The organism is Lysinibacillus cavernae (assembly GCF_009724685.1).
Taxonomy (GTDB): domain Bacteria; phylum Bacillota; class Bacilli; order Bacillales_A; family Planococcaceae; genus Lysinibacillus; species Lysinibacillus cavernae.
The window spans coordinates 457200-476591 of record NZ_WMEF01000003.1; the positions used below are offsets into that span (position 1 = coordinate 457200).

Annotated in this window: 14 protein-coding genes and 1 other annotated feature; all 14 genes read right to left on the minus strand. The window is 37.6% G+C overall.

What is annotated here, in order from left to right:
* Positions 1-175: 175 nt before the first annotated feature.
* The 14 genes from GJU32_RS09930 to GJU32_RS09995 all read right to left on the minus strand — a co-directional run bounded on the left by GJU32_RS09930 (position 176) and on the right by GJU32_RS09995 (position 19234).
* The gene (locus GJU32_RS09930) at positions 176-1435 is read right to left on the minus strand and encodes a bifunctional folylpolyglutamate synthase/dihydrofolate synthase (RefSeq protein ID WP_155591782.1); all 1260 of its coding nucleotides are present in this window, start codon (positions 1433-1435) and stop codon (positions 176-178) included.
* The gene (locus GJU32_RS09935; protein WP_196426642.1) at positions 1432-2712 is read right to left on the minus strand and encodes a bifunctional folylpolyglutamate synthase/dihydrofolate synthase; all 1281 of its coding nucleotides are present in this window, start codon (positions 2710-2712) and stop codon (positions 1432-1434) included. The genes GJU32_RS09930 and GJU32_RS09935 overlap by 4 nt, the downstream gene beginning before the upstream one ends.
* A 141-nt stretch (positions 2713-2853) precedes the next feature.
* Entirely contained in the window at positions 2854-3252 is a 399-nt protein-coding gene (locus GJU32_RS09940; RefSeq protein ID WP_155591784.1) for a hypothetical protein, read from the minus strand.
* Between the two features lie 255 nt (positions 3253-3507).
* Complete coding sequence (locus tag GJU32_RS09945; protein WP_155591785.1) at positions 3508-6153, minus strand: valine--tRNA ligase; 2646 nt, start codon at positions 6151-6153, stop codon at positions 3508-3510.
* 80 nt (positions 6154-6233) lie between these two features.
* Positions 6234-6492 (minus strand) — a binding site (T-box leader).
* 273 nt (positions 6493-6765) lie between these two features.
* A complete protein-coding gene (locus tag GJU32_RS09950; protein WP_196426643.1) occupies positions 6766-7440 on the minus strand; it encodes a valyl-tRNA synthetase in 675 nt (224 codons plus the stop codon).
* Positions 7441-7614: 174 nt separating this feature from the next.
* The gene (locus GJU32_RS09955; protein WP_155591786.1) at positions 7615-8061 is read right to left on the minus strand and encodes an SRPBCC family protein; all 447 of its coding nucleotides are present in this window, start codon (positions 8059-8061) and stop codon (positions 7615-7617) included.
* Between the two features lie 243 nt (positions 8062-8304).
* Positions 8305-9597 carry a glutamate-1-semialdehyde 2,1-aminomutase gene (gene hemL, locus GJU32_RS09960; protein ID WP_155591787.1) on the minus strand — a complete coding sequence of 431 codons (1293 nt, stop codon included), beginning with the start codon at positions 9595-9597 and terminating at the stop codon, positions 8305-8307.
* The gene (hemB, locus tag GJU32_RS09965; RefSeq protein ID WP_155591788.1) at positions 9598-10578 is read right to left on the minus strand and encodes a porphobilinogen synthase; all 981 of its coding nucleotides are present in this window, start codon (positions 10576-10578) and stop codon (positions 9598-9600) included. It abuts the gene before it with no gap.
* A complete protein-coding gene (locus GJU32_RS09970; RefSeq protein ID WP_155591789.1) occupies positions 10575-11336 on the minus strand; it encodes a uroporphyrinogen-III synthase in 762 nt (253 codons plus the stop codon). The genes hemB and GJU32_RS09970 overlap by 4 nt, the downstream gene beginning before the upstream one ends.
* Complete coding sequence (hemC, locus tag GJU32_RS09975; RefSeq protein ID WP_155591790.1) at positions 11326-12258, minus strand: hydroxymethylbilane synthase; 933 nt, start codon at positions 12256-12258, stop codon at positions 11326-11328. The genes GJU32_RS09970 and hemC overlap by 11 nt, the downstream gene beginning before the upstream one ends.
* A gap of 18 nt (positions 12259-12276) precedes the next feature.
* Positions 12277-13089: a cytochrome C assembly family protein gene (locus GJU32_RS09980; protein ID WP_230875002.1), complete on the minus strand. Its 813-nt coding sequence runs from the start codon at positions 13087-13089 to the stop codon at positions 12277-12279.
* A 195-nt stretch (positions 13090-13284) separates the two neighbouring features.
* Entirely contained in the window at positions 13285-14649 is a 1365-nt protein-coding gene (hemA, locus tag GJU32_RS09985; protein ID WP_155591792.1) for a glutamyl-tRNA reductase, read from the minus strand.
* 197 nt (positions 14650-14846) lie between these two features.
* On the minus strand, positions 14847-17726 hold the full coding sequence (locus GJU32_RS09990; protein WP_230875003.1) for a vWA domain-containing protein: 2880 nt from the start codon (positions 17724-17726) through the stop codon (positions 14847-14849).
* Between the two features lie 59 nt (positions 17727-17785).
* Positions 17786-19234, minus strand: a complete 1449-nt coding sequence (locus GJU32_RS09995; protein ID WP_155591794.1) for an S-layer homology domain-containing protein — start codon at positions 19232-19234, stop codon at positions 17786-17788.
* Positions 19235-19392: the final 158 nt, after the last annotated feature.

The following is a 19392-nucleotide window of genomic DNA, read 5'->3' on the forward strand; positions in this document are numbered from 1 at the left end:
CCTTCCACCTATCTAAATGACTAGTAACGTTTCAAACATACTATAATTCAATACGATATAAGTATATGTAGGTTACGAAGTGTAAATGCGAATTTATTGTGATTTGATTAGTAACTAGGTGCCATAAAAAAGTGGCTTATATCTATAAAAAAACTAGGGCTCCCTATCAAGAGCCCTAGTCATTTAATTGGTTTAATCTATTACGAACAGCTGTTAATAAATATAACGAGCCTGATACAATTGTTCTTTGCTTGCTTTCTGATTGTGCCTGTAAAAATGGAGCGTAATCGAATATGACGGTTTTAGATGTTGCATTGGACAGCTCGAGCATTTTTTGAGCAGCCATTGCTCGTGGATTGTCAAAATCAACGAAATAAAAATCATCACTAACCTGCTCTAAAAGGTGAAGAATTTGCTGAACGTCCTTATCTGCTAGTATGCCGATGACACATGTTATTGGTTCGCCTGGAAACTCACACTTAATCGTATCTACTAATTTTTCTGCACTTGCTGGATTATGTGCACCATCCAAAATAACAAATGGCATTATTTCTTCAAAACGCCCTAAAATAGAGGCTTTTTTCACCGCTTGACGAATGGCTGTTTTACTCATAGGCACATCTAATACGGATGCCACTTCAAAAAATGCTGTGATGGCAAGCGCCATATTATTCGCTTGATGGGCCCCCTTCATGGAACGTGTTAACGTGGATAGTTGGAAATGTTGCGCTTCATTTGTATAGCATTCTCCTTCAGTCGTTTGCTTGACAGAAAAATGATGGTCTAATTCAAAAACAATCGCATTTTTTTGCGAAGCTTCCTCGTATACAACACGCTTCGCTTCATCTGGCAAATCTCCAATAATGACTGGGCGTTGTTGTTTAATAATGCCCGCTTTATGAGTTGCTATACTTTCAAGCGTGTCCCCTAAAAATTTTGTATGTTCTAAAGCTATACTAGGGATAATTGATACCATTGGTGTTACCACATTCGTGCTATCCAGTAATCCACCCATGCCCGCCTCAATTAGTGCAATATCTACCTTTCCATTTATAAAATGTAAAAATGTAGCTACAGTCAGTAGTTCAAAATCTGTTAGTTTGCCACTTAGTCCGGCTTCTTGCATTTGTTGAAAAACTCGATCCATTTCAGCTTCTGCAATAGGTTGACCATCTATTTGAATTTGGTCGTGCACATCGACTATACATGGTGACATAAATTTGCCCACTCGTAATCCATGTTCTTGGGCAATAGCCTCCAGAAATGTTAAAGTTGACCCTTTCCCATTTGTGCCAGCAAAATGTACGACATGCAGTGTTTGCTCAGGGTTACCAACTAGAGACAAAGCTTCTTTGATCGCTACTAGGCCGGGTTTAATCACATCATCACTGTCGACATGCCATTTTTCTTTATAATGATCAAAGTTTGGAATCATGATCTTTCCCCCTGTAGCCACTGCCGAACTTCTGCAATAAAGTATAAAGAGCCTGTAATCACAACAACATCCTCTTCGTTTCTTTCATGGAGTACAGTTTGAACGGTTTCTAGCCACTCCACATGAAACGATTTATGAGCATTTGTTGATAACATCGCTAAGCTTTCTGCAAGCATTACATTTGGTAAATTTATTTGTGTAAAAGCGATTGAGGCGGCAACCTCATCCATTATTTTTATACTGTTCGCATGATCCTTATCTGCTAATGCTGCATATATAAATCGGTACTTATTCTTGGGATATACACCTTTTAGTGTTTTGATAAGGGCGGCTGTACCTTCTGAGTTATGGGCACCATCTAGTACAATATTAGTTGGCCATTGTTCGAAACGACCTGCCCATTGTGCACTTTGTAGACCTTGACGGATTGATTGATCAGCAATGGCAATAGCCCCTTCTTCACGTAGAGTTAGCATTCCCGTAATAGCAAGACTTGCATTATTTATTTGGTGAGTGCCTGCCATTTTTAATGGTACATCAGTCATCACGACATGTTCCATTTCATATGTAAATTGCTGATAATCGGTACGTTGCAAAATATTGGACACAGTAAAATCTTGTCCCAAAACGAAGCACGGTGCATGTCGTTCATCAGCCATCGCTTTTATAACAGCCAATGCTTCCTCATTACTAACTCCTACAACAACAGGTACACCTTCTTTTATTATTCCTGCTTTTTCAGAGGCAACCTTCGCGAATGTATCACCTAAAAATGCTGTATGCTCAAGCGAAATTGTTGTAATAATGGATAGTAGTGGTGTCACGACATTTGTTGCGTCAAGACGTCCTCCAAGCCCCGTTTCGATAAGTGCTATATCTACCCCTTGATCTGCAAAATATTGAAACATTATCAATGTGACAACTTCAAAAAAGCTTGGAAAGTCTCCATTGAATTGCTCTTCTATAATTTTTGCTAGTTTATTGAAATAGTATAAAAATTGTTCATCAGAAATTTGTTTGCCGTTAATGGTCATACGTTCATTGACTCTCTCTAAATGAGGGGACGTAAATGACCCTACTTTGTAACCAGCATGTTGTAACATTTCCCTTAGTGCGTTCACCGTTGAGCCTTTGCCATTTGAACCAGCCACATGAATAGCGCGTAGTTTGTTGTGAGGATGATCTAAATGTGCTAGTGCTTCTCGCATGAGTACAAGTGGCGCACGTTTATGATCAACTGCTTTTAGTGTAAAGATAAAATTCGTACATTCGTTCATTGTGTTAAACAAAAGAAACACTCCCTCTTACTGCAATACCTCTATTTTAGTACAAGTGGGGTTTAATAACATAGCTTTCTTATAAAACACTATAAAAAAACACGCAGCTAGCAGCTCCGTGATAGACCATCTATTTTTCAATTAATGTACCTTGTGAGCACCTAATAAAGCACCCATATTGTCTAAAATAATTTTTGCATCACTATTTAACAATGGGAGAACATCTGGACGTTGTACTAATTCAAAAGAGTTTTTTAACGTTCTTTTTAACATAGAAATATCGAAGTTCGAGCAATACTCGTTAATCTTATTAATCGTTAATAAATCTGTGCGTGATAATTTAGTATTATCCGTCTGCCTATGAGCATTTGCTAATACGTGCTTAATTAGTACACGACCACTTGTATTTAATAAACGATAATATCTTGCTTCCGATAATTTTAATAAATTTGTTTCTATCAAAACCCTTGCACTTACAAAATCTAAATCATCACATGACTTGTTGACTTTCGTGACAATTGTTGCAATGTTTCCAGTCATCCTCAACACCTCCATTGATCACATTTACTACAAAAAAAAGACCATTCATATAGAATAGTCATACCATTCACACAACGTTTTCGAATTTAAGGGATTTACCACACTAGGTTTTATCCCCTACTAAACCAATGATAAAACAATTCCATAAGACTAATTATTTTAAATGTTACTATATATTTTTTCCTAATACAATACATATCTTTTGCTCCATAAAAAAAGCAATGGATGACTTTATTGCCATCCATTGCTTCATTCTTACATATTTTTTAATTCTTCTAAACGTTTTAAAACAATCGCATGCTTACTTTCATAATCTGCTAATTTTTCACGTTCTACATTTACTAACGCTTCAGGTGCTTTCGATACGAACTTCTCATTTGATAGCTTACCTGTAACTAGCTTCACTTCTTTTGCCCATTTCTCTAACTCTTTTTCAAGTCGAGCAATTTCTTCCTCTAGGTTAATAAGTCCAACAAGAGGTAGGAAAACTTGCGCACCTGTAACAACAGCAGTCATCGATTGACCTGGAGCCTCTAAGTTCTCACCAATTGTTAGTGTATCAGGATTACAGAATTTTTCTAAATACGCTTTATTTGCTTCGAGTACAGCCACTGTAGCAGTGTCTTTTGCTGAAATAAACAACGGTACTTTTTTGCTCATTGGTGTGTTCACTTCCGCACGAATATTACGTACTGAACGTATAATATCCATTAGGAGCTTCATATTATCCGCTTCATCAGCAAAATGAAGATCCGTGCGTACTGTTGGCCATGCAGCCACTGTAATAGATTCACCATAATGCGGTAAATGTTGCCAAATTTCTTCTGTAATGAATGGCATAAATGGATGTAATAGACGCATTGTTTGATCTAGTACGTAAGCTAAAATAGAACGAGTTGTCTTTTTAGCATCTTCATTCTCACCGTAAAGTGGTAATTTTGCCATTTCGATATACCAAGAACAGAAATCATCCCAAATGAAATTGTATAGTTCACGACCAACTTCACCAAATTCATAACGCTCTGCAAGAGAGGTTACACGTTCAATTGTCTCATTTAAGCGTGTTAAAATCCATTTGTCAGCAACTGATTTTTCACCCGTTAAGTCGATCTCATCATATGTCATACCGTCCATATTCATAAGTGCAAAACGTGATGCATTCCAAATTTTATTGCTAAAGTTCCAAACAGCCTCTACTTTTTCAGTTGTATAACGTAAATCTTGACCAGGTGATGAACCAGTAGCTAAGAAGTAACGTAATGAGTCTGCACCGTATTGTTCGATAACATCCATTGGATCTACACCATTGCCAAGTGATTTACTCATTTTACGCCCTTCGCCATCACGTACTAAACCGTGAATTAACACATCTTGGAATGGGCGTTGACCTGTAAATTCAAGACCTTGGAAAATCATTCGAGACACCCAGAAGAAAATAATATCATAGCCTGTTACAAGTGTGCCTGTTGGGTAGTAACGTTTATATTCTTCATTTGCAGCATCTGGCCAACCCATTGTAGAAAACGGCCATAACGCAGAAGAGAACCATGTATCGAGTACATCTTCATCTTGCGTCCAATTTTCCGCATCAGCCGGCGCTTCTTTACCTACGTAAATTTCGCCTGTTTCATTATGATACCAAGCAGGAATTTGATGGCCCCACCATAACTGACGAGAGATACACCAATCACGAATATTCTCCATCCAGCGAGAATATGTGTTTTCAAAACGAGCTGGCACAAAGTTTACTTTACCTTCTTCGTCTTTTTGTAGTTCTAGAGAAGCATCAGCAAGTGGTTGCATTTTAACGAACCATTGTGCTGAAAGATATGGCTCGACAACAGCTCCAGAGCGTTCAGAGTGCCCTACTGAATGCATATGCTCTTCAATACGAATTAACACGCCTGCTTCTTGTAAATCAGCAACAATTTGCTTGCGACATTCAAAACGATCCATTCCCTTATATTTTCCAGCAAGATCGTTCATTGTGCCATCTTCATTCATCACTAGAATGCGCTCTAGGTTGTGACGATTTCCAACTTCAAAGTCGTTAGGATCATGGGCTGGTGTCATTTTTACAACCCCAGTACCAAATTCCATATCAACGTAGTTATCAGCTACAATTGGAATTTCGCGACCTACGATTGGTAAAATAACCGTTTTACCGATTAGATGCTTGTAACGCTCATCGTTCGGGTGAACAGCTACCCCAGAGTCACCAAGCATTGTTTCCGGACGTGTTGTAGCAACTTCTACATATCCTGAGCCATCGGCTAATGGATATTTCATATGATAGAAGGCACCCTGCACATCTTGATAAATTACCTCAATATCAGACAATGCTGTTTTCGCTGCAGGGTCCCAGTTGATGATACGTTCACCACGGTAAATTAAGCCTTTTTCATATAATTGTACAAAAACTGTGTTAACAGCATCTGAAAGACCTTTATCAAGTGTGAAACGCTCACGTGTATAGTCTAATCCAAGACCAAGCTTTGCCCATTGATCACGAATATGTCCAGCATATTCTTCTTTCCATTCCCACGTTTTTTCTAGGAATTTTTCACGGCCTAAATCATAACGTGTAATATTATCTTCACGCAGCTTTGCTTCTACTTTTGCTTGTGTTGCGATACCTGCATGGTCCATACCTGGTAACCAAAGTGCATCGTAACCTTGCATTCGTTTCATACGAATGATGATATCTTGTAATGTTGTATCCCAAGCATGACCAAGGTGTAATTTACCTGTTACGTTCGGTGGTGGAATAACGATTGAATAGGGCTTTTTCCCACTTTCAGGCTGTGCCTCGAAAAACTTCCCTTGTAACCACCATTCATAGCGACCGGCTTCAATGGACTGCGGGTCATATTTAGTTGGCATTGAAATGTTTTCTGTCATATTGACTCCTCCTATTGTTTGAAGACTGTTGGTAAAAAATGCTGTTCATTTTTTTGCCCAATAAAAAAACTCCTCTCGTCTAAAAGGACGAAGGAGTTTTAGTTCGCGGTACCACCTTTAATTCCAGCAGCGGTTAAGATAAATGTTTAATTGTACATTTTCTCAGCCTTACCTACTGGCTCTCAATTCGGTAACGGTGTTTAACCGGCTTTAACTACTATTAGTTCACTAAAGCTGCTCAAGGGCTACCTTCAATTACGTACAAATAGAAACTTCTCAGCTACCGTTTCCTCTCTGAAAATGTAGACATAACTTACTCTTCCCTATCAAAGCATCTGTATTTGATTTTCCTTATTGTACCGCAAAATACTGTAATTTTTCAAGTGATTTAGTCATCTTTTAGTAAGAGTAAAGTAAATAGAAAAGGAAGTGACAATTCAAATGCGTCGACGCAAGTATAACCCTTGGCTTTTACCACCTTGGGTACGGCAAGTTCGTTTTTATTGTAGAACAATTATCCTGCCAATTTGTGGTTTTCAGTTTATCCGAGTCATTATTGTTCCAACATCAGGCGATTTAATCTTCTTATTGCTCCTGCTACTTCTCTGCTATTTACTTTTGAAAGATATCATTTGAAACACGGACTTTAAGCGGAGTATATTCCTCCGTTAGATCCCAAATCATGGAAGGCACTTCATGCCAAGAGCTGGATTCACGCACAACAATATGACTCGAGGATTCTCTCAATACTGTTTTATGGTCAACTGTTGTAGATTTCTCTTGGCGTGAAGCTGCTGCAACTGCAGTAGGTTGTTTCACTTGAACACTTTCTTTGATCACAGCTACTTTTTCTTCTTGCTCGAAAGCATTAACCGTAATGTGCGGATTGTCTAACACATCCTTTTCAACAACAGGTTCATATTCGTTAAAAATACTTGTTACTGTCCACTCAAGCTGACACATTTGATTCGTCAGACCTGGACGAATATCTTTGACCATTAAATCTTTGACATCCGACTCTTTTGGTAAATCGACATGTAAAGGCACAGCATACTCAAAATAGCCAGTATCTCCTTGGATATCAAGGGCATCAATTGCAATTAATTCTTCATCACCCGTATAGGCTTGCATATCTTGAAAATCAAAGCGAACGTGTGCAGTGATATGATAGATGCCCATTAGTCGAAGTGAATCTTCTAACTGCATTGCCTGCCACTGAGGTTTAATTTGCACAGCTGCTATTTCTGTTGGGCAGCCGTATCCAGGAAAACAAAATGTTTCACGCATATTCCAAGTTTTGTGTTCGATAATAATCCCTCCCTTTGCATCATATGACGTTTTGGAGGATAGTATGCTAGCGTGTTTCAAGTTGAACACCATTTAAATAGATACTACTAAAAAAATGGCATGCTAGAATATTACCTTCTAGCATGCCATTTTTATGGTTGATCTTACATTCAATTAAACATTTACTAATTTAATTTTATTGGCTACACGATCTGTTAACATTTGTGTTGCCTTTGGTACAATCGGTTTGAAAATAGGATTTAAAACAGGCCCAGCTAATCCACCAGCTATTACTTCTAAAAAGCCTGTCATTTTTGTGTTTTCAGCATCAATGCTTTCTGCAAGAAAATAGCCATTTCCAGTGAAATTATCTGAAAGACCCTTTAATTCGAATGTAACCTTTGATGGTGCAAGCCATTCTAAAATCGTAATTTCTACTTCTACTGTTTTTTTCAAAACGCCAACATTGCCTTTAAAAGTCCATGTTGAATGTTTGTCATCAATCATCTCATGTGCGTTATAACCTGGGACAAGCTTTGCCCATTTTTCCATATCACTTACGAAATCCCATACATGTTCAATTCCTACGGGTACTTCGACCATATGTGTGCCTGTTGCCATATCAATTCACTACTTTCTATTATGAATAGCTATATTATAAACGATATCGCCCACAATTTGGCTATGCTGAAAGATATAATTTTAACAAAAACAGGTCCTTCATCCAGTATAGAAGATCTTGCTTGCTAGTTAATATATGCTATTTTTTCTCTTTTGCTCATCCATTGCTCAAGCACTATAATAACTTTTCCTTATAAATCAAAAGAGCAAGCTAGAAATAAATCTAGCTTGCCCTCTCAAATGCTATCGCGCTAATTGTGCAAACACTTTATGGAATGCAGCCACTGTTTTAGCAATATGTTCTTCAGTATGAGCTGTGGAGATAAATAAGCCCTCAAACTGAGAAGGAGGTAGGAAAATACCCTCTTCTGCCATTAGACGGAAATATTCAGCGAATAATGCTAAATCAGACGTTTTAGCAGAAGCAAAATCAATAACATCTTCATTTGTAAAGAAGAAGCCAATCATTGAACCTGCACGATTAACAGTGTGTGGGATATTGCATTGCGTTGCTGCTTCACGGAAACCAGCCTCTAGCTGATCACCCAATTTTTTAAAATAGTCATACGTGCCGTAGTCTAAACGTGATAACGTTTCATAGCCAGCAGTCATCGCTAACGGATTGCCTGACAATGTACCTGCTTGATAGATTGGTCCAGCTGGTGCAACTTGTTCCATAATTTCTTTTTTCCCAGCAAATGCACCTACAGGTAGACCGCCGCCAATTACTTTACCTAAAGTAGTCATATCAGGTGTTACCCCAAAATAACCTTGTGCACAACCATAATCCACACGGAAGCCTGTCATTACCTCATCAAAGATTAATAATGCACCATGCTCAGATGTAAGGGCACGTAAACCTTCTAAGAAACCTGGTTGTGGTGGTACAACACCCATATTCCCTGCAACTGGCTCCACAATCACTGCCGCTAACTCTGCACCAAATTTTTCGAAAATAACTTTTGCCCCTTCTAAATCATTATAAGCAACAGTTAAGGTATTTCGAGCGATATCTGCTGGTACACCTGGGCTATCAGGTAAACCTAATGTGGCAACACCAGAACCTGCTTTGATTAACAATGAGTCACCATGACCATGATAAGAGCCTTCAAATTTTAAAATCTTATCACGTCCTGTAACGCCACGAGCTACACGTAGTGCAGACATAGTAGCCTCTGTTCCTGAAGATACGAAGCGAATCATTTCCATACCTGGTAGACGATCTAATACTAATTGAGCTAAACGATTTTCTGTATAGCTTGGAGCTCCAAAGGAAGAACCCTTTGCTGCTGTGTCAGCAATCGCTTTAACAACCTCTGGATGTGTATGACCTAAAATTAGTGGACCCCAAGACAATACGTAATCAATATACTCATTGCCATCAATATCTTTAATAATGGCACCATGACCTGATTCCATGAAAATTGGGTCCATATTCACTGATTTGAATGCACGTACTGGGCTGCTAACGCCACCTGGCATTAACTGAACAGCTTCAGCATAGGCTTGTTTTGATTTTTCGTAAGAACGTGACATTTATTTCTCCTCCAACCAACGTGCTACATCTTTTGCATGATACGTAATGATTAAATCAGAGCCTGCACGTTTCATGCCTAATAATGTTTCAAGCACAACTTTTTTCTCTTCAATCCAACCATTAATAGCAGCCGCTTTTATCATTGCATATTCACCTGAAACATTATACGCAACAAGCGGTAATGGATAATTATTTTTCATATCTCGAATAATATCTAAATAACTAAGGGCAGGTTTTACAATTAAGAAATCTGCTCCCTCTTCGATATCTGATTCTGCCTCACGGAATGCCTCTAAACGATTCGATGGATCCATTTGGTAGGATTTACGATCACCAAATTGTGGAGCACCATCTGCAGCATCACGGAATGGACCATAGTAACTAGATGCATATTTGACTGCATAAGACATAATCGGAATATGTTCAAAACCAGCTTCATCTAGTCCAGCACGGATTGCTGTCACAAAGCCATCCATCATATTAGATGGAGCAATAATATCTGCACCAGCTTTTGCTTGTGACACAGCTGTACGGGCTAAAACATCTAATGAAGGGTCATTTAAAATTTGATCGCCTTCAATTAGACCACAATGTCCATGGTCTGTAAATTCACATAAGCAAGTATCTGCTATGACTAGTAACTCAGGATGACGTGTTTTAACTAATCGGGTTGCTTCTTGAACAATGCCATGATCATGGAACGCACCTGTTCCTACAGCATCTTTTTCAGCTGGTAAGCCGAATAAAATAACCGCAGGAATTCCTAATGCTACAACCTCATCAATCTCTGCTTCTAGTTTATCTAATGAAAATTGAAAAACGCCAGGCATAGAATGTACTTCATTTTTAATATTTTCGCCTTCAATTACAAAAATAGGATAGATCAGGTCCTCTTTATGTAAGTATGTTTCTTTTACCATTGATCGCATCGTTGCATTGGCACGCAAACGACGATGTCTTTGAAATTGTAGTTTTGTCATGATTTGTCCCCTACTTTCATAATTTCTTCGATGACTGCCTGCATTGTATATACACTTGGCATAATATTCACAGTAGCACCGTATTGTTCAAGAGCCGCTTCCGTAATATGACCGATGGCTGCAATGCGGGTTGCTTGCCAGCCAACATGTGACGCTACATCCCTTGCATACACATCAACAGCTGAAGGACTAGCAAAAATCACTGTGACATCTTGATTGTGATGGATGCAATTGATAATAACAGATGTTTGATCATGTCGTTCAATCGTTTCATAAACTGTCCACTCTTTTAATACAAAGGGAAGTCCATCCTTTAGTGTACTTTTCGCCTTTTCTCCACGAATAAACAGACAACTTGGAAGATTGCCCGCTATACTTGGGAATTCTTTGACGAAAATATCTGCACTAAATACGGAAGGCATAAAGCTCACTTGAAATCCTAGTTTTTCTAATGCTGAAGTTGTTTTAGTCCCAATGGAAGCAATTTTCCCTCGGAAATTTTCTGCACTAAATTGATGCCGCTGCATCTTACTAGCAAAAGCATCGACAGCATTTTGACTAGTAAAAATGATCCAATCAAATTGATTTACACAATGCAATCGTTCAGCATCATTACTATCCATCCGTTCACAAGTTTCGATTAATGGGGCAATAATTGCATGTCCACCTAAAGCCGTTATGTTGTCTACAATAGTTGTTGTCTTAGATGTACCAGTTAAAAGTATCGTTTTACCCTTTAGAGGTAAATTACTTTGCATCTTGCTCTGCCTTTACACGTTGAATTAATTCAAAGGCGCCTTGTTCTGTTAAAATAGCAGCCAGCTCTTGCCCAATTTTTTTGGCATCTGTACCAACTACTGTTTCCTTATAAATAACAGATGCATCCGGAGCAGCAACAAGCCCTGTTAATGTAATTTCTTCCCCTTGTGATGTGGCATACCCAGCAATAGGTACTTGACAGCCACCATCCATTGCTGCTAAAAATGCGCGTTCTGCATGTGCCTCTTGCCATGTCAATTGATCAGTGAGTTTTCCTAATTCGGCTAATAGCTCAGCATCCTCTCCTCGACATTCAATGCCAAGAGAACCCTGCGCTACTGCTGGCAAACAATGCTCTACAGGTAAAAACTCAGTGACAACATCATCACTCCAACCAAGTCGTTTCAAGCCAGCTGCTGCTAAAATAATTGCATCATATTCTTCTGTCTCAAGCTTAGCTAACCGTGTATCAACATTTCCTCGAATCCATTTAATTTCAATATCAGGGCGTACTGTTAAAAGCTGCGCACTACGACGTAAAGAACTTGTCCCAACAACCGCACCCGCAGGAAGATCAGCAAATTGAACATGTCCTTTCGAAATAAATGCATCACGAGCATCTTCACGTGGAGGAATGCAACCAATCACTAATCCATCTGGCAATACAGCAGGCATGTCCTTCATAGAATGAACAGCAAAATCAATTTCTTTATCGAAAAGGGCTTGTTCAATTTCTTTAACAAACAATCCTTTTCCCCCTACCTTTGATAGCTGCACATCTAAAATCTGATCACCTTTTGTTACAATTTCTTTTACTTCAAATTCGAAAGGTGCACCAGCCGCCTTTAATTCATTAATGAACCAATTTGTTTGAGTTAGCGCTAGCTTACTTCTCCTAGAACCTACAATAATTTTTCTCAACAGTCTCCAACCTTTCTTCTAATACCATAAATGGAATCGCGATAAACTACTTCCTAAGAAGAAGTTCACAACAACTAATAAATAGGCATAAATATGTACCCAAGCATAAGTTGTACCTGTCAGCTTGCTTTTGCGATTCACATATAAGATAAAACAATACAAAATTAAAATAATAAAGGAACCTATGATTTTCGCATCGAAAATCGAAAGACTCTCTAATGTTAATAATGCCCATTCAAACCCTAATATTAAACTTATAAATAACATCGGAATCCCAATAAAAAATGAAACATTCATCCAGTTGCTTGTTTGCTGTAAAGATGGCAACCTTGTCCATAATTGTGACCACTTTTTCTTTTTCAGCAAACGATATAAAACTAGATATAAAATGGCAAACACGAATGTTAAAGTGAACGCTGCATATGACAAGATCGCAAAAGATATATGAATAAAAAGCATTTCCGAAATTAATGTATCCCCGACAGCTCCTGTAGGACGTTTCGGCATAAACGTAAATATACTAGCGAATAAAAACCCTAGTATATTAATAATAAACACAGGTAAATCAACCCTCGCTATGCAATGAAGGATAATGGATAGCGTCACGAGTAACCAGGAATAAAAGAGAATTCCCTCAGACAAGGATAAAATCGGAAAACGCTTCGTTTCCACAAACGTTAAAATAATAATGGCACTTTGAATCACCCATACAAATGAAACAAGCCAAAAAGCAATGCGCCTTGCTCGTACTTGCTTATAAAAATAATCAGTAAAGTAAAAAACTAGACTGATCGCATACAAGACGATCATCACTTCATATAGTCTCGTCATGGTCAAATCAGCCAATAGACATCCCTTCTTTGTAGTGAAATTGTCAAGCTACTATAGCTTAGAAAATAAAAAACGTTTTCGTATCATAAGTTTACCATACAGATACGAAAACGCCTCATGTAATATCAGTAGAGAATCCAATCGCGCAAAATACTCACGCACAACAATTCTGTCTACGAATATGCATTAGATATTTTAGAAAGAGTACTTCGGCTCAGTAGAAGTTTGAGATACCTGAGAGCGTTCTTTGCGCTCAAGCTCTTGCTTTGTCATCTCTTGCACTTCAACCTCCACAGCATCTTCTATACCAAAAATTTGTTGGAATAAACGTAACTGTTCATTTGCTTTTGGTGAATTTGCCATTTCCTTAGCTTGTAAGATTGGCTCTTTTAACAATTGATTAATAATAGATTTTGTATGTTTACTTAAAATTTTACGCTCACGTTCCGTTAAATCCGGCATTTTATTTTCGATACTCGTCATCGTCTCTTCTTGAATACGATTTGCCTTTTTACGTAGTGCTGAGATTACTGGTACTACACCTAGTGTTGTAACCCAATCTTTAAATTGCACAACCTCTTTACCAATCATATCCGTAATGTCAGCAGCAGCACGTTCGCGCTCTGCTAAATTTGCTTCGACAATGCCTTGTAAATCATCGATATCATATAGGAAAACATTCGGTAAGTCTCCAACACGTGGATCAATATCACGAGGAACTGCGATATCTACCATAAATAACGGTTTTCCTTTACGTAAACGTTCCACAAATTGCATCAATTCATAATCAATGACAAAATTTGTTGCACCTGTTGAAGTAATTAAAATGTCCGCCTCTAAGAGAGAACATTGTAATTCTTTCATGGATTTAGCTTCACCATGAAATTTTGCCGCTAAGCTTTCTGCTTTTTCAAATGTACGATTAATGACAGTAACTTTTCCTACCCCACTACCGTAAAGGTTCTCAATTGCAAGTTCCCCCATTTTCCCTGCACCTAAAATCGCTACATGCTTGCGTTGTAAAGAGCCGAAAATTTTCTTTGCTAATTCCACTGCTGCATAGGAAACTGATACCGCATTCTCACCGATAGCTGTCTCATTATGTGCTCGTTTTGCAAATGTGACTGCTTGCTTAAATAGCTGATTGTATACCGTTCCTGTTGTACCAATCTCTTGTCCATTTAAAAAGCTTTTTTTTACTTGCCCTAAAATCTGTGTTTCACCCAGAACCATTGAATCGATTCCGGCTGTCACTTTAAATAAATGTTCGATTGCCTCATCTTCTTCACGAATCGTTAAATAAGAAGAAAATGTCTCCACAGGCAAGTCAAACCAATTAGCCAAAAATTGTTTCACAAAATGACGTCCAGTATGCAATTGATCCACAACAGCATATATTTCTGTACGGTTACATGTCGAAACAATGACGTTTTCTAATATACTTTTTTGCTTTTGCAGCGCTTCCATTGCTTGTGGTAGCTCACTCTCAATGAATGATAACTTCTCACGTATTTCAACAGGCGCTGTTTTATAATTCAAGCCTACTACGATGGTATGCATGAATAACACCTCACACGTTCTAATTCACAAATCTCATTATAGCACAGTTCGACAATAGTTCATCACTAATTTGTGAACATGTCATGAAGAACTGCAATTCGTCATCTACATTAGAATTATTATAAACTAAGTGTAACAAATTATACGTCTTGTTTCAAATTAAAAAACTGCCTCACAGCTGGAGGCAGTTTTTCTCATTAATTTGTTATTGTTACTGTTTTATACGCGATAATATTACCATCTTTATCATATGCTATAAACTCAATATCTTGATTGACTTTAAAGTCCTGCATTGTTTGCACTGTTTTAGTTAACATATAGACATGATCACTACGTTTTTGCAATTCGAATTGTACATCACCACTAATTGAATTGTAGCGTACATTCATTTTTGCAACGTTTGGACAATTACCGTCGATACGAGCGCTCATTGTAAGATAGCCTTTTCGTAAAGAAACACTTGCTTCTTCAAATAAATCCTCTGGATTAATACAGCTTGATGCTGGTGTTTTACATAAAATTGTATCAATTAACTTTTGGAATACCTGATGCAATTGTAAATTATCAATCGCATGGAAATAAGATCCGCCTGTTTCTGCAGACAATTGCATTAAAGTTGCATCATTTACTTGTGATTTTTTACCCATACTTACTGTATATACTTTGACGCCTTGCTTTTTCGCATCGTTAATGATTTTTGTCATTTTTGATTTACTTGTTTTACCGTCAGATACAACTACAATAGCCTTTGATGTTTTCGTATCATTCGAGAATTTCTTTAGAGCCATATCAATGCCTTCAAAAATATCTGTCGCACCTTTGTCTTTTGATGCATTATAAAGATCTTTTTTTAATACAACATCTGTTGTACCTTCACCAAGGATTGTTGCTTTTGTATTGGTTTCGATGACAATGTTATTTTTCGCCTTCAATTGATTAATCAGTTCGATCATTTTCTTACCACGATAATTTGTTGGATCAACTGCCTTCATGGAAGAAGAATAATCCACTACATAGGCAATTTCAGTTGCTAAAGAACAAGAGTTTTTACTAAAGTATGGATTAGTAAAAATGTCTTTTGTCACTGTTTTATCTTTTAAACCCTTCAATATCGTTGCATAGCGAGGGTCTATTGGATTAACAAGTTTTGCTTCTACTTTTGACTTTCCATAAATAATCGAGTCAAAGTAGGCTACTGCAGTACCTGGGCCACCTGTATTGTTTAATGGATCTGAAGTATTCGTAATGAATGAAGCTGTTTTTTCTACTCCATCAAACTTAATTTTAACTGTTCCTTGATAGTCCGTAACAGGCTCTCCACCTGGGCGAACTAACGTCACCATGACCTTAGTATATCGATCTTTCCCTGATGGTCTTGATGCAGCATCAGCACTTTCCTTCAGTGCCTCCACACGTTTTTTGTAGGCTTCTACTTGTCCAAGTAATTTCCCACCTTGATATTTTAATAATACCGTACGGTCATAATTACTTAAGTTTGTGAAGATAGCATAAATCTTCATTACACTATCATAATGCTCAAGTGTTAGCTGTTTTTCTTCTGGCATATGGTTCATTAGCTGTATAATAGCGCCAACTGGATTAATGTTTTCTACTTGTGAGGCAATATTATCATCAATCCCTTGAACACGATAAATTGGTCGTCCATCATCAGAAATCATATACATAATTTCAGTTTTAGCAGGGTTTGTTACCGAGTTATCTAATCGACGATTTAAAAGTTCTTCAAATAAGTAAACTGAAATATCGTAGTTTTCAAATTGTAAAATAGCATGTTCATATCCTAGCGCTGGATATCTAGGATCAGATCCACCATATCGTAAATAGACATTTTGCACATTGCCTAAAGCATCTGTTACATTTGTTTGCTGTCCAATACTAAACAGTTTTTCATCCCCATTTGAATTTAAAGGTACTGGTGCATACACATCAATTAAATTTTGTGTGAAGAACTCTGGCAATTTTTCATATGGGACATATGGAGGTGTCACATTGCCGTTTTCGTCATCCGTATTTGCAGGATCGTATACTTGATAATCGATACGCAATTCTGGCTGTGGTGAGTAACGAACTTCTGCATTTAGCTTTTGCCCGACAAGACATTTCATTGCTGGATCAGTATTATTAACTAACTCAAAAGAAATAGTATCACGAACAGATTTTGTTAATGATGGAGCGATCACTATAGCTGACACAGTCGAACCATCAGATTGGACTGTTTTAACTGCTTCACCAGAAGTATCAACGATTGTGCCGTAAGATGACGTAACTTTGAATGTGTAAGATTTATCATCCGCAATTGGGTCACCATTACAAGCCTTTAACGATACAGTCACAAGTGTTGAATCAACATCATTCGCAATTAAATCAGGTTTTTCAACTACTATGTTTTGCAATGCATTATTGACGTTATCTGGTCCAGTGAAATCATTGGAGTTGTCCTTTGGCTCTTCAAAATCAGCATTACCGGATCCCATGAAACCTGGAGGTAAAGTGATACTGTCATTGTCACGACCAGCTGCACTACGCTTTAACCCTTGAACGGCAAATTTGTCATTTTGCACAGCTCGATATAAAAATGTAGCGACATCACCACGTGTTAATTTTGTAGATGGATTAAAGCTAGCAAATGTTTTTTTGCCTTCACTACTTGTAGATAAGTCATTTGAATATAGATATTGTACAGCCTGCGGTTCATCTAAATCTAAGCCTTTAAAAGCAGCGTAAATTTGTGCAAATTGGCCACGTGTTACAGCTTTTGTTCGATTAGCATTCACATGTGTACCATTAAACGGCAAATAAAAATCGCTATAGAAATTATAAGCAACGCTATCAATATAAGATAAAGCATAGTTACGATCTAGCTTGGCAAACATGAGGACAAGCTCTCGATCTGTCACTTGTTCATTAGGTAAAAAGTTATTAGCATGGTTCAAGGACATTAAGTCATTGTCAACTGCCCAAGAAATAGCTTTATAATTATTGCTATTTGTAGGAACATCTCTAATTGTTGTAGCCGCTTGCGTGACAACAGGTGTTGCTGTCATCAGAAGTAGCATGAAGCAAAGCGTAGTAAGCAATGCTTTTTTTACATATGTCATTTTTGTCAGTCCTTTCTTTAGTTAAAGAACAATATGTCATCGCGATAGTTTTGTTTTAAATCATCTTCTAAATATTTCAAGAAACGCTCAAGGACAACGGACGCTTCCGCGCGAGTAAGTGGTTTATTTGGATTAAAACGACCAGCAGAATCACCAATCATTAAACCAATTTCATTCGCTATATAAATACCATCTCTAGCATAGTTTGGAATCTGATGGGAATCTGTAAATTTCGTCATATAGCCAGGATCTGGAGCTCTATTTTCAAGCCCTAATGCACGCACAAAAATAGTAGCAGCCTGTGCTCTTGTAATGGCATTATCAGGTTTAAAATAGTCTGCTGAAACGCCTTTTATAATCCCTTTGTTTAATGCCGATTCGATATAACCATAATCTTTGACAGAACGTTTTAAATCCTTAAAGACACTTGTAGTTGGAGCCTTTTTCTTTTTCTTTTCTTCAAACACACGTAAATCAACAGCTTTACCAATCGCTGTAGTAAAGTCAATGCGTTTCATCGGTGTATTAGGAGAGAAGAAATTACTTGAATCTGAATAAATACCTAGAGAATAAAGCTTTTCAATTGCTTCTTTAGCATAATGATTTGTTAAATCGCGGAACTTAGGAATAATAAGACGCTCAATAGTTGGCATGTATTCTGTATCTAAATCAAGCGTACCTTTTTGCCCTGAAGATAAGTCGTATGTATATTCAGAAATAACATCCTTTTCACTAACAACGGCATATCCACCTTCAAAACTTCCTAAACTACCAAGATTCTCCTCGTAGTTTAATACACGTGATTTACTTGTAGATAAACGATTTTTCACATGGCTTGTCTTGCCATCACTGTAGGAATAAACAGACTCTGTAATTTGTGTTTCAGTTGCACCCCAGAAATTTTCATAGCCTGCATGTCGACTATCTGTTTCAATCGTTACTGTGTTTTGAACAGCATTTTTCCCTTTTCCAGTTTCAAAAGCATAGGTTTTTCTAGAAATAACATTTCCCGAGTAATAATCAGAGGCTGCACGATTATCTGTGACCGTTCCTTGAGAAAATTGATAATCGACTAATGAATAGGTAATTGCTCCAATTGTAATTTTTTCAGTATATTTCTTAACCTCACCATTGGATGTTTTTTGGCCAATAACCGCATAATCTACTACATCAGATTCATAGGCAATATTTCGTGTCAATGTTGCGCCATTGTTTGCCGTTAACTTCATACTATATGTTTCCGTTAATTTACCTTTTGATTCTTTTTGTGCAATTTTAATATCTTTACTTGTTCCTTTAAAAATAACGGGTGTCCCTGAGAGGAATACTGCTTCCTCATATGTATACTCATTTTTTACAGCACCTGTTGTTTCTAATGAAGCAGCCGATGCATTGAACGGAATAGTAGCTCCAATTACAACAATTGCAAGAACTACTAACATGATTTTGGATAAATATTTTTGCATTCACTTGTCCTCTCTTTCACTGTGCATGAAGTGCCTAATGAAGCTTGTTCTAAACACCAAAAAATCTGCTCGTCTTTCGAAAGTAATCACAATTCAGCACATAAGCCTATGCGAAGTAACCTTCTTTCGCAGTAGACTCGCAGATTTTTAGTTTATCA

Coding starts and splice junctions, on each gene's coding strand:
- GJU32_RS09930 (WP_155591782.1), bottom strand. CDS start 1,435: ATGATTCCAAACTTTGATCATTATAAAGAAAAATGGCATGTCGACAGT.
- GJU32_RS09935 (WP_196426642.1), bottom strand. CDS start 2,712: ATGAACGAATGTACGAATTTTATCTTTACACTAAAAGCAGTTGATCAT.
- GJU32_RS09940 (WP_155591784.1), bottom strand. CDS start 3,252: ATGACTGGAAACATTGCAACAATTGTCACGAAAGTCAACAAGTCATGT.
- GJU32_RS09945 (WP_155591785.1), bottom strand. CDS start 6,153: ATGACAGAAAACATTTCAATGCCAACTAAATATGACCCGCAGTCCATT.
- GJU32_RS09950 (WP_196426643.1), bottom strand. CDS start 7,440: ATGCGTGAAACATTTTGTTTTCCTGGATACGGCTGCCCAACAGAAATA.
- GJU32_RS09955 (WP_155591786.1), bottom strand. CDS start 8,061: ATGGCAACAGGCACACATATGGTCGAAGTACCCGTAGGAATTGAACAT.
- hemL (WP_155591787.1), bottom strand. CDS start 9,597: ATGTCACGTTCTTACGAAAAATCAAAACAAGCCTATGCTGAAGCTGTT.
- hemB (WP_155591788.1), bottom strand. CDS start 10,578: ATGACAAAACTACAATTTCAAAGACATCGTCGTTTGCGTGCCAATGCA.
- GJU32_RS09970 (WP_155591789.1), bottom strand. CDS start 11,336: ATGCAAAGTAATTTACCTCTAAAGGGTAAAACGATACTTTTAACTGGT.
- GJU32_RS09980 (WP_230875002.1), bottom strand. CDS start 13,089: ATGACGAGACTATATGAAGTGATGATCGTCTTGTATGCGATCAGTCTA.
- hemA (WP_155591792.1), bottom strand. CDS start 14,649: ATGCATACCATCGTAGTAGGCTTGAATTATAAAACAGCGCCTGTTGAA.
- GJU32_RS09990 (WP_230875003.1), bottom strand. CDS start 17,726: ATGCTACTTCTGATGACAGCAACACCTGTTGTCACGCAAGCGGCTACA.
- GJU32_RS09995 (WP_155591794.1), bottom strand. CDS start 19,234: ATGCAAAAATATTTATCCAAAATCATGTTAGTAGTTCTTGCAATTGTT.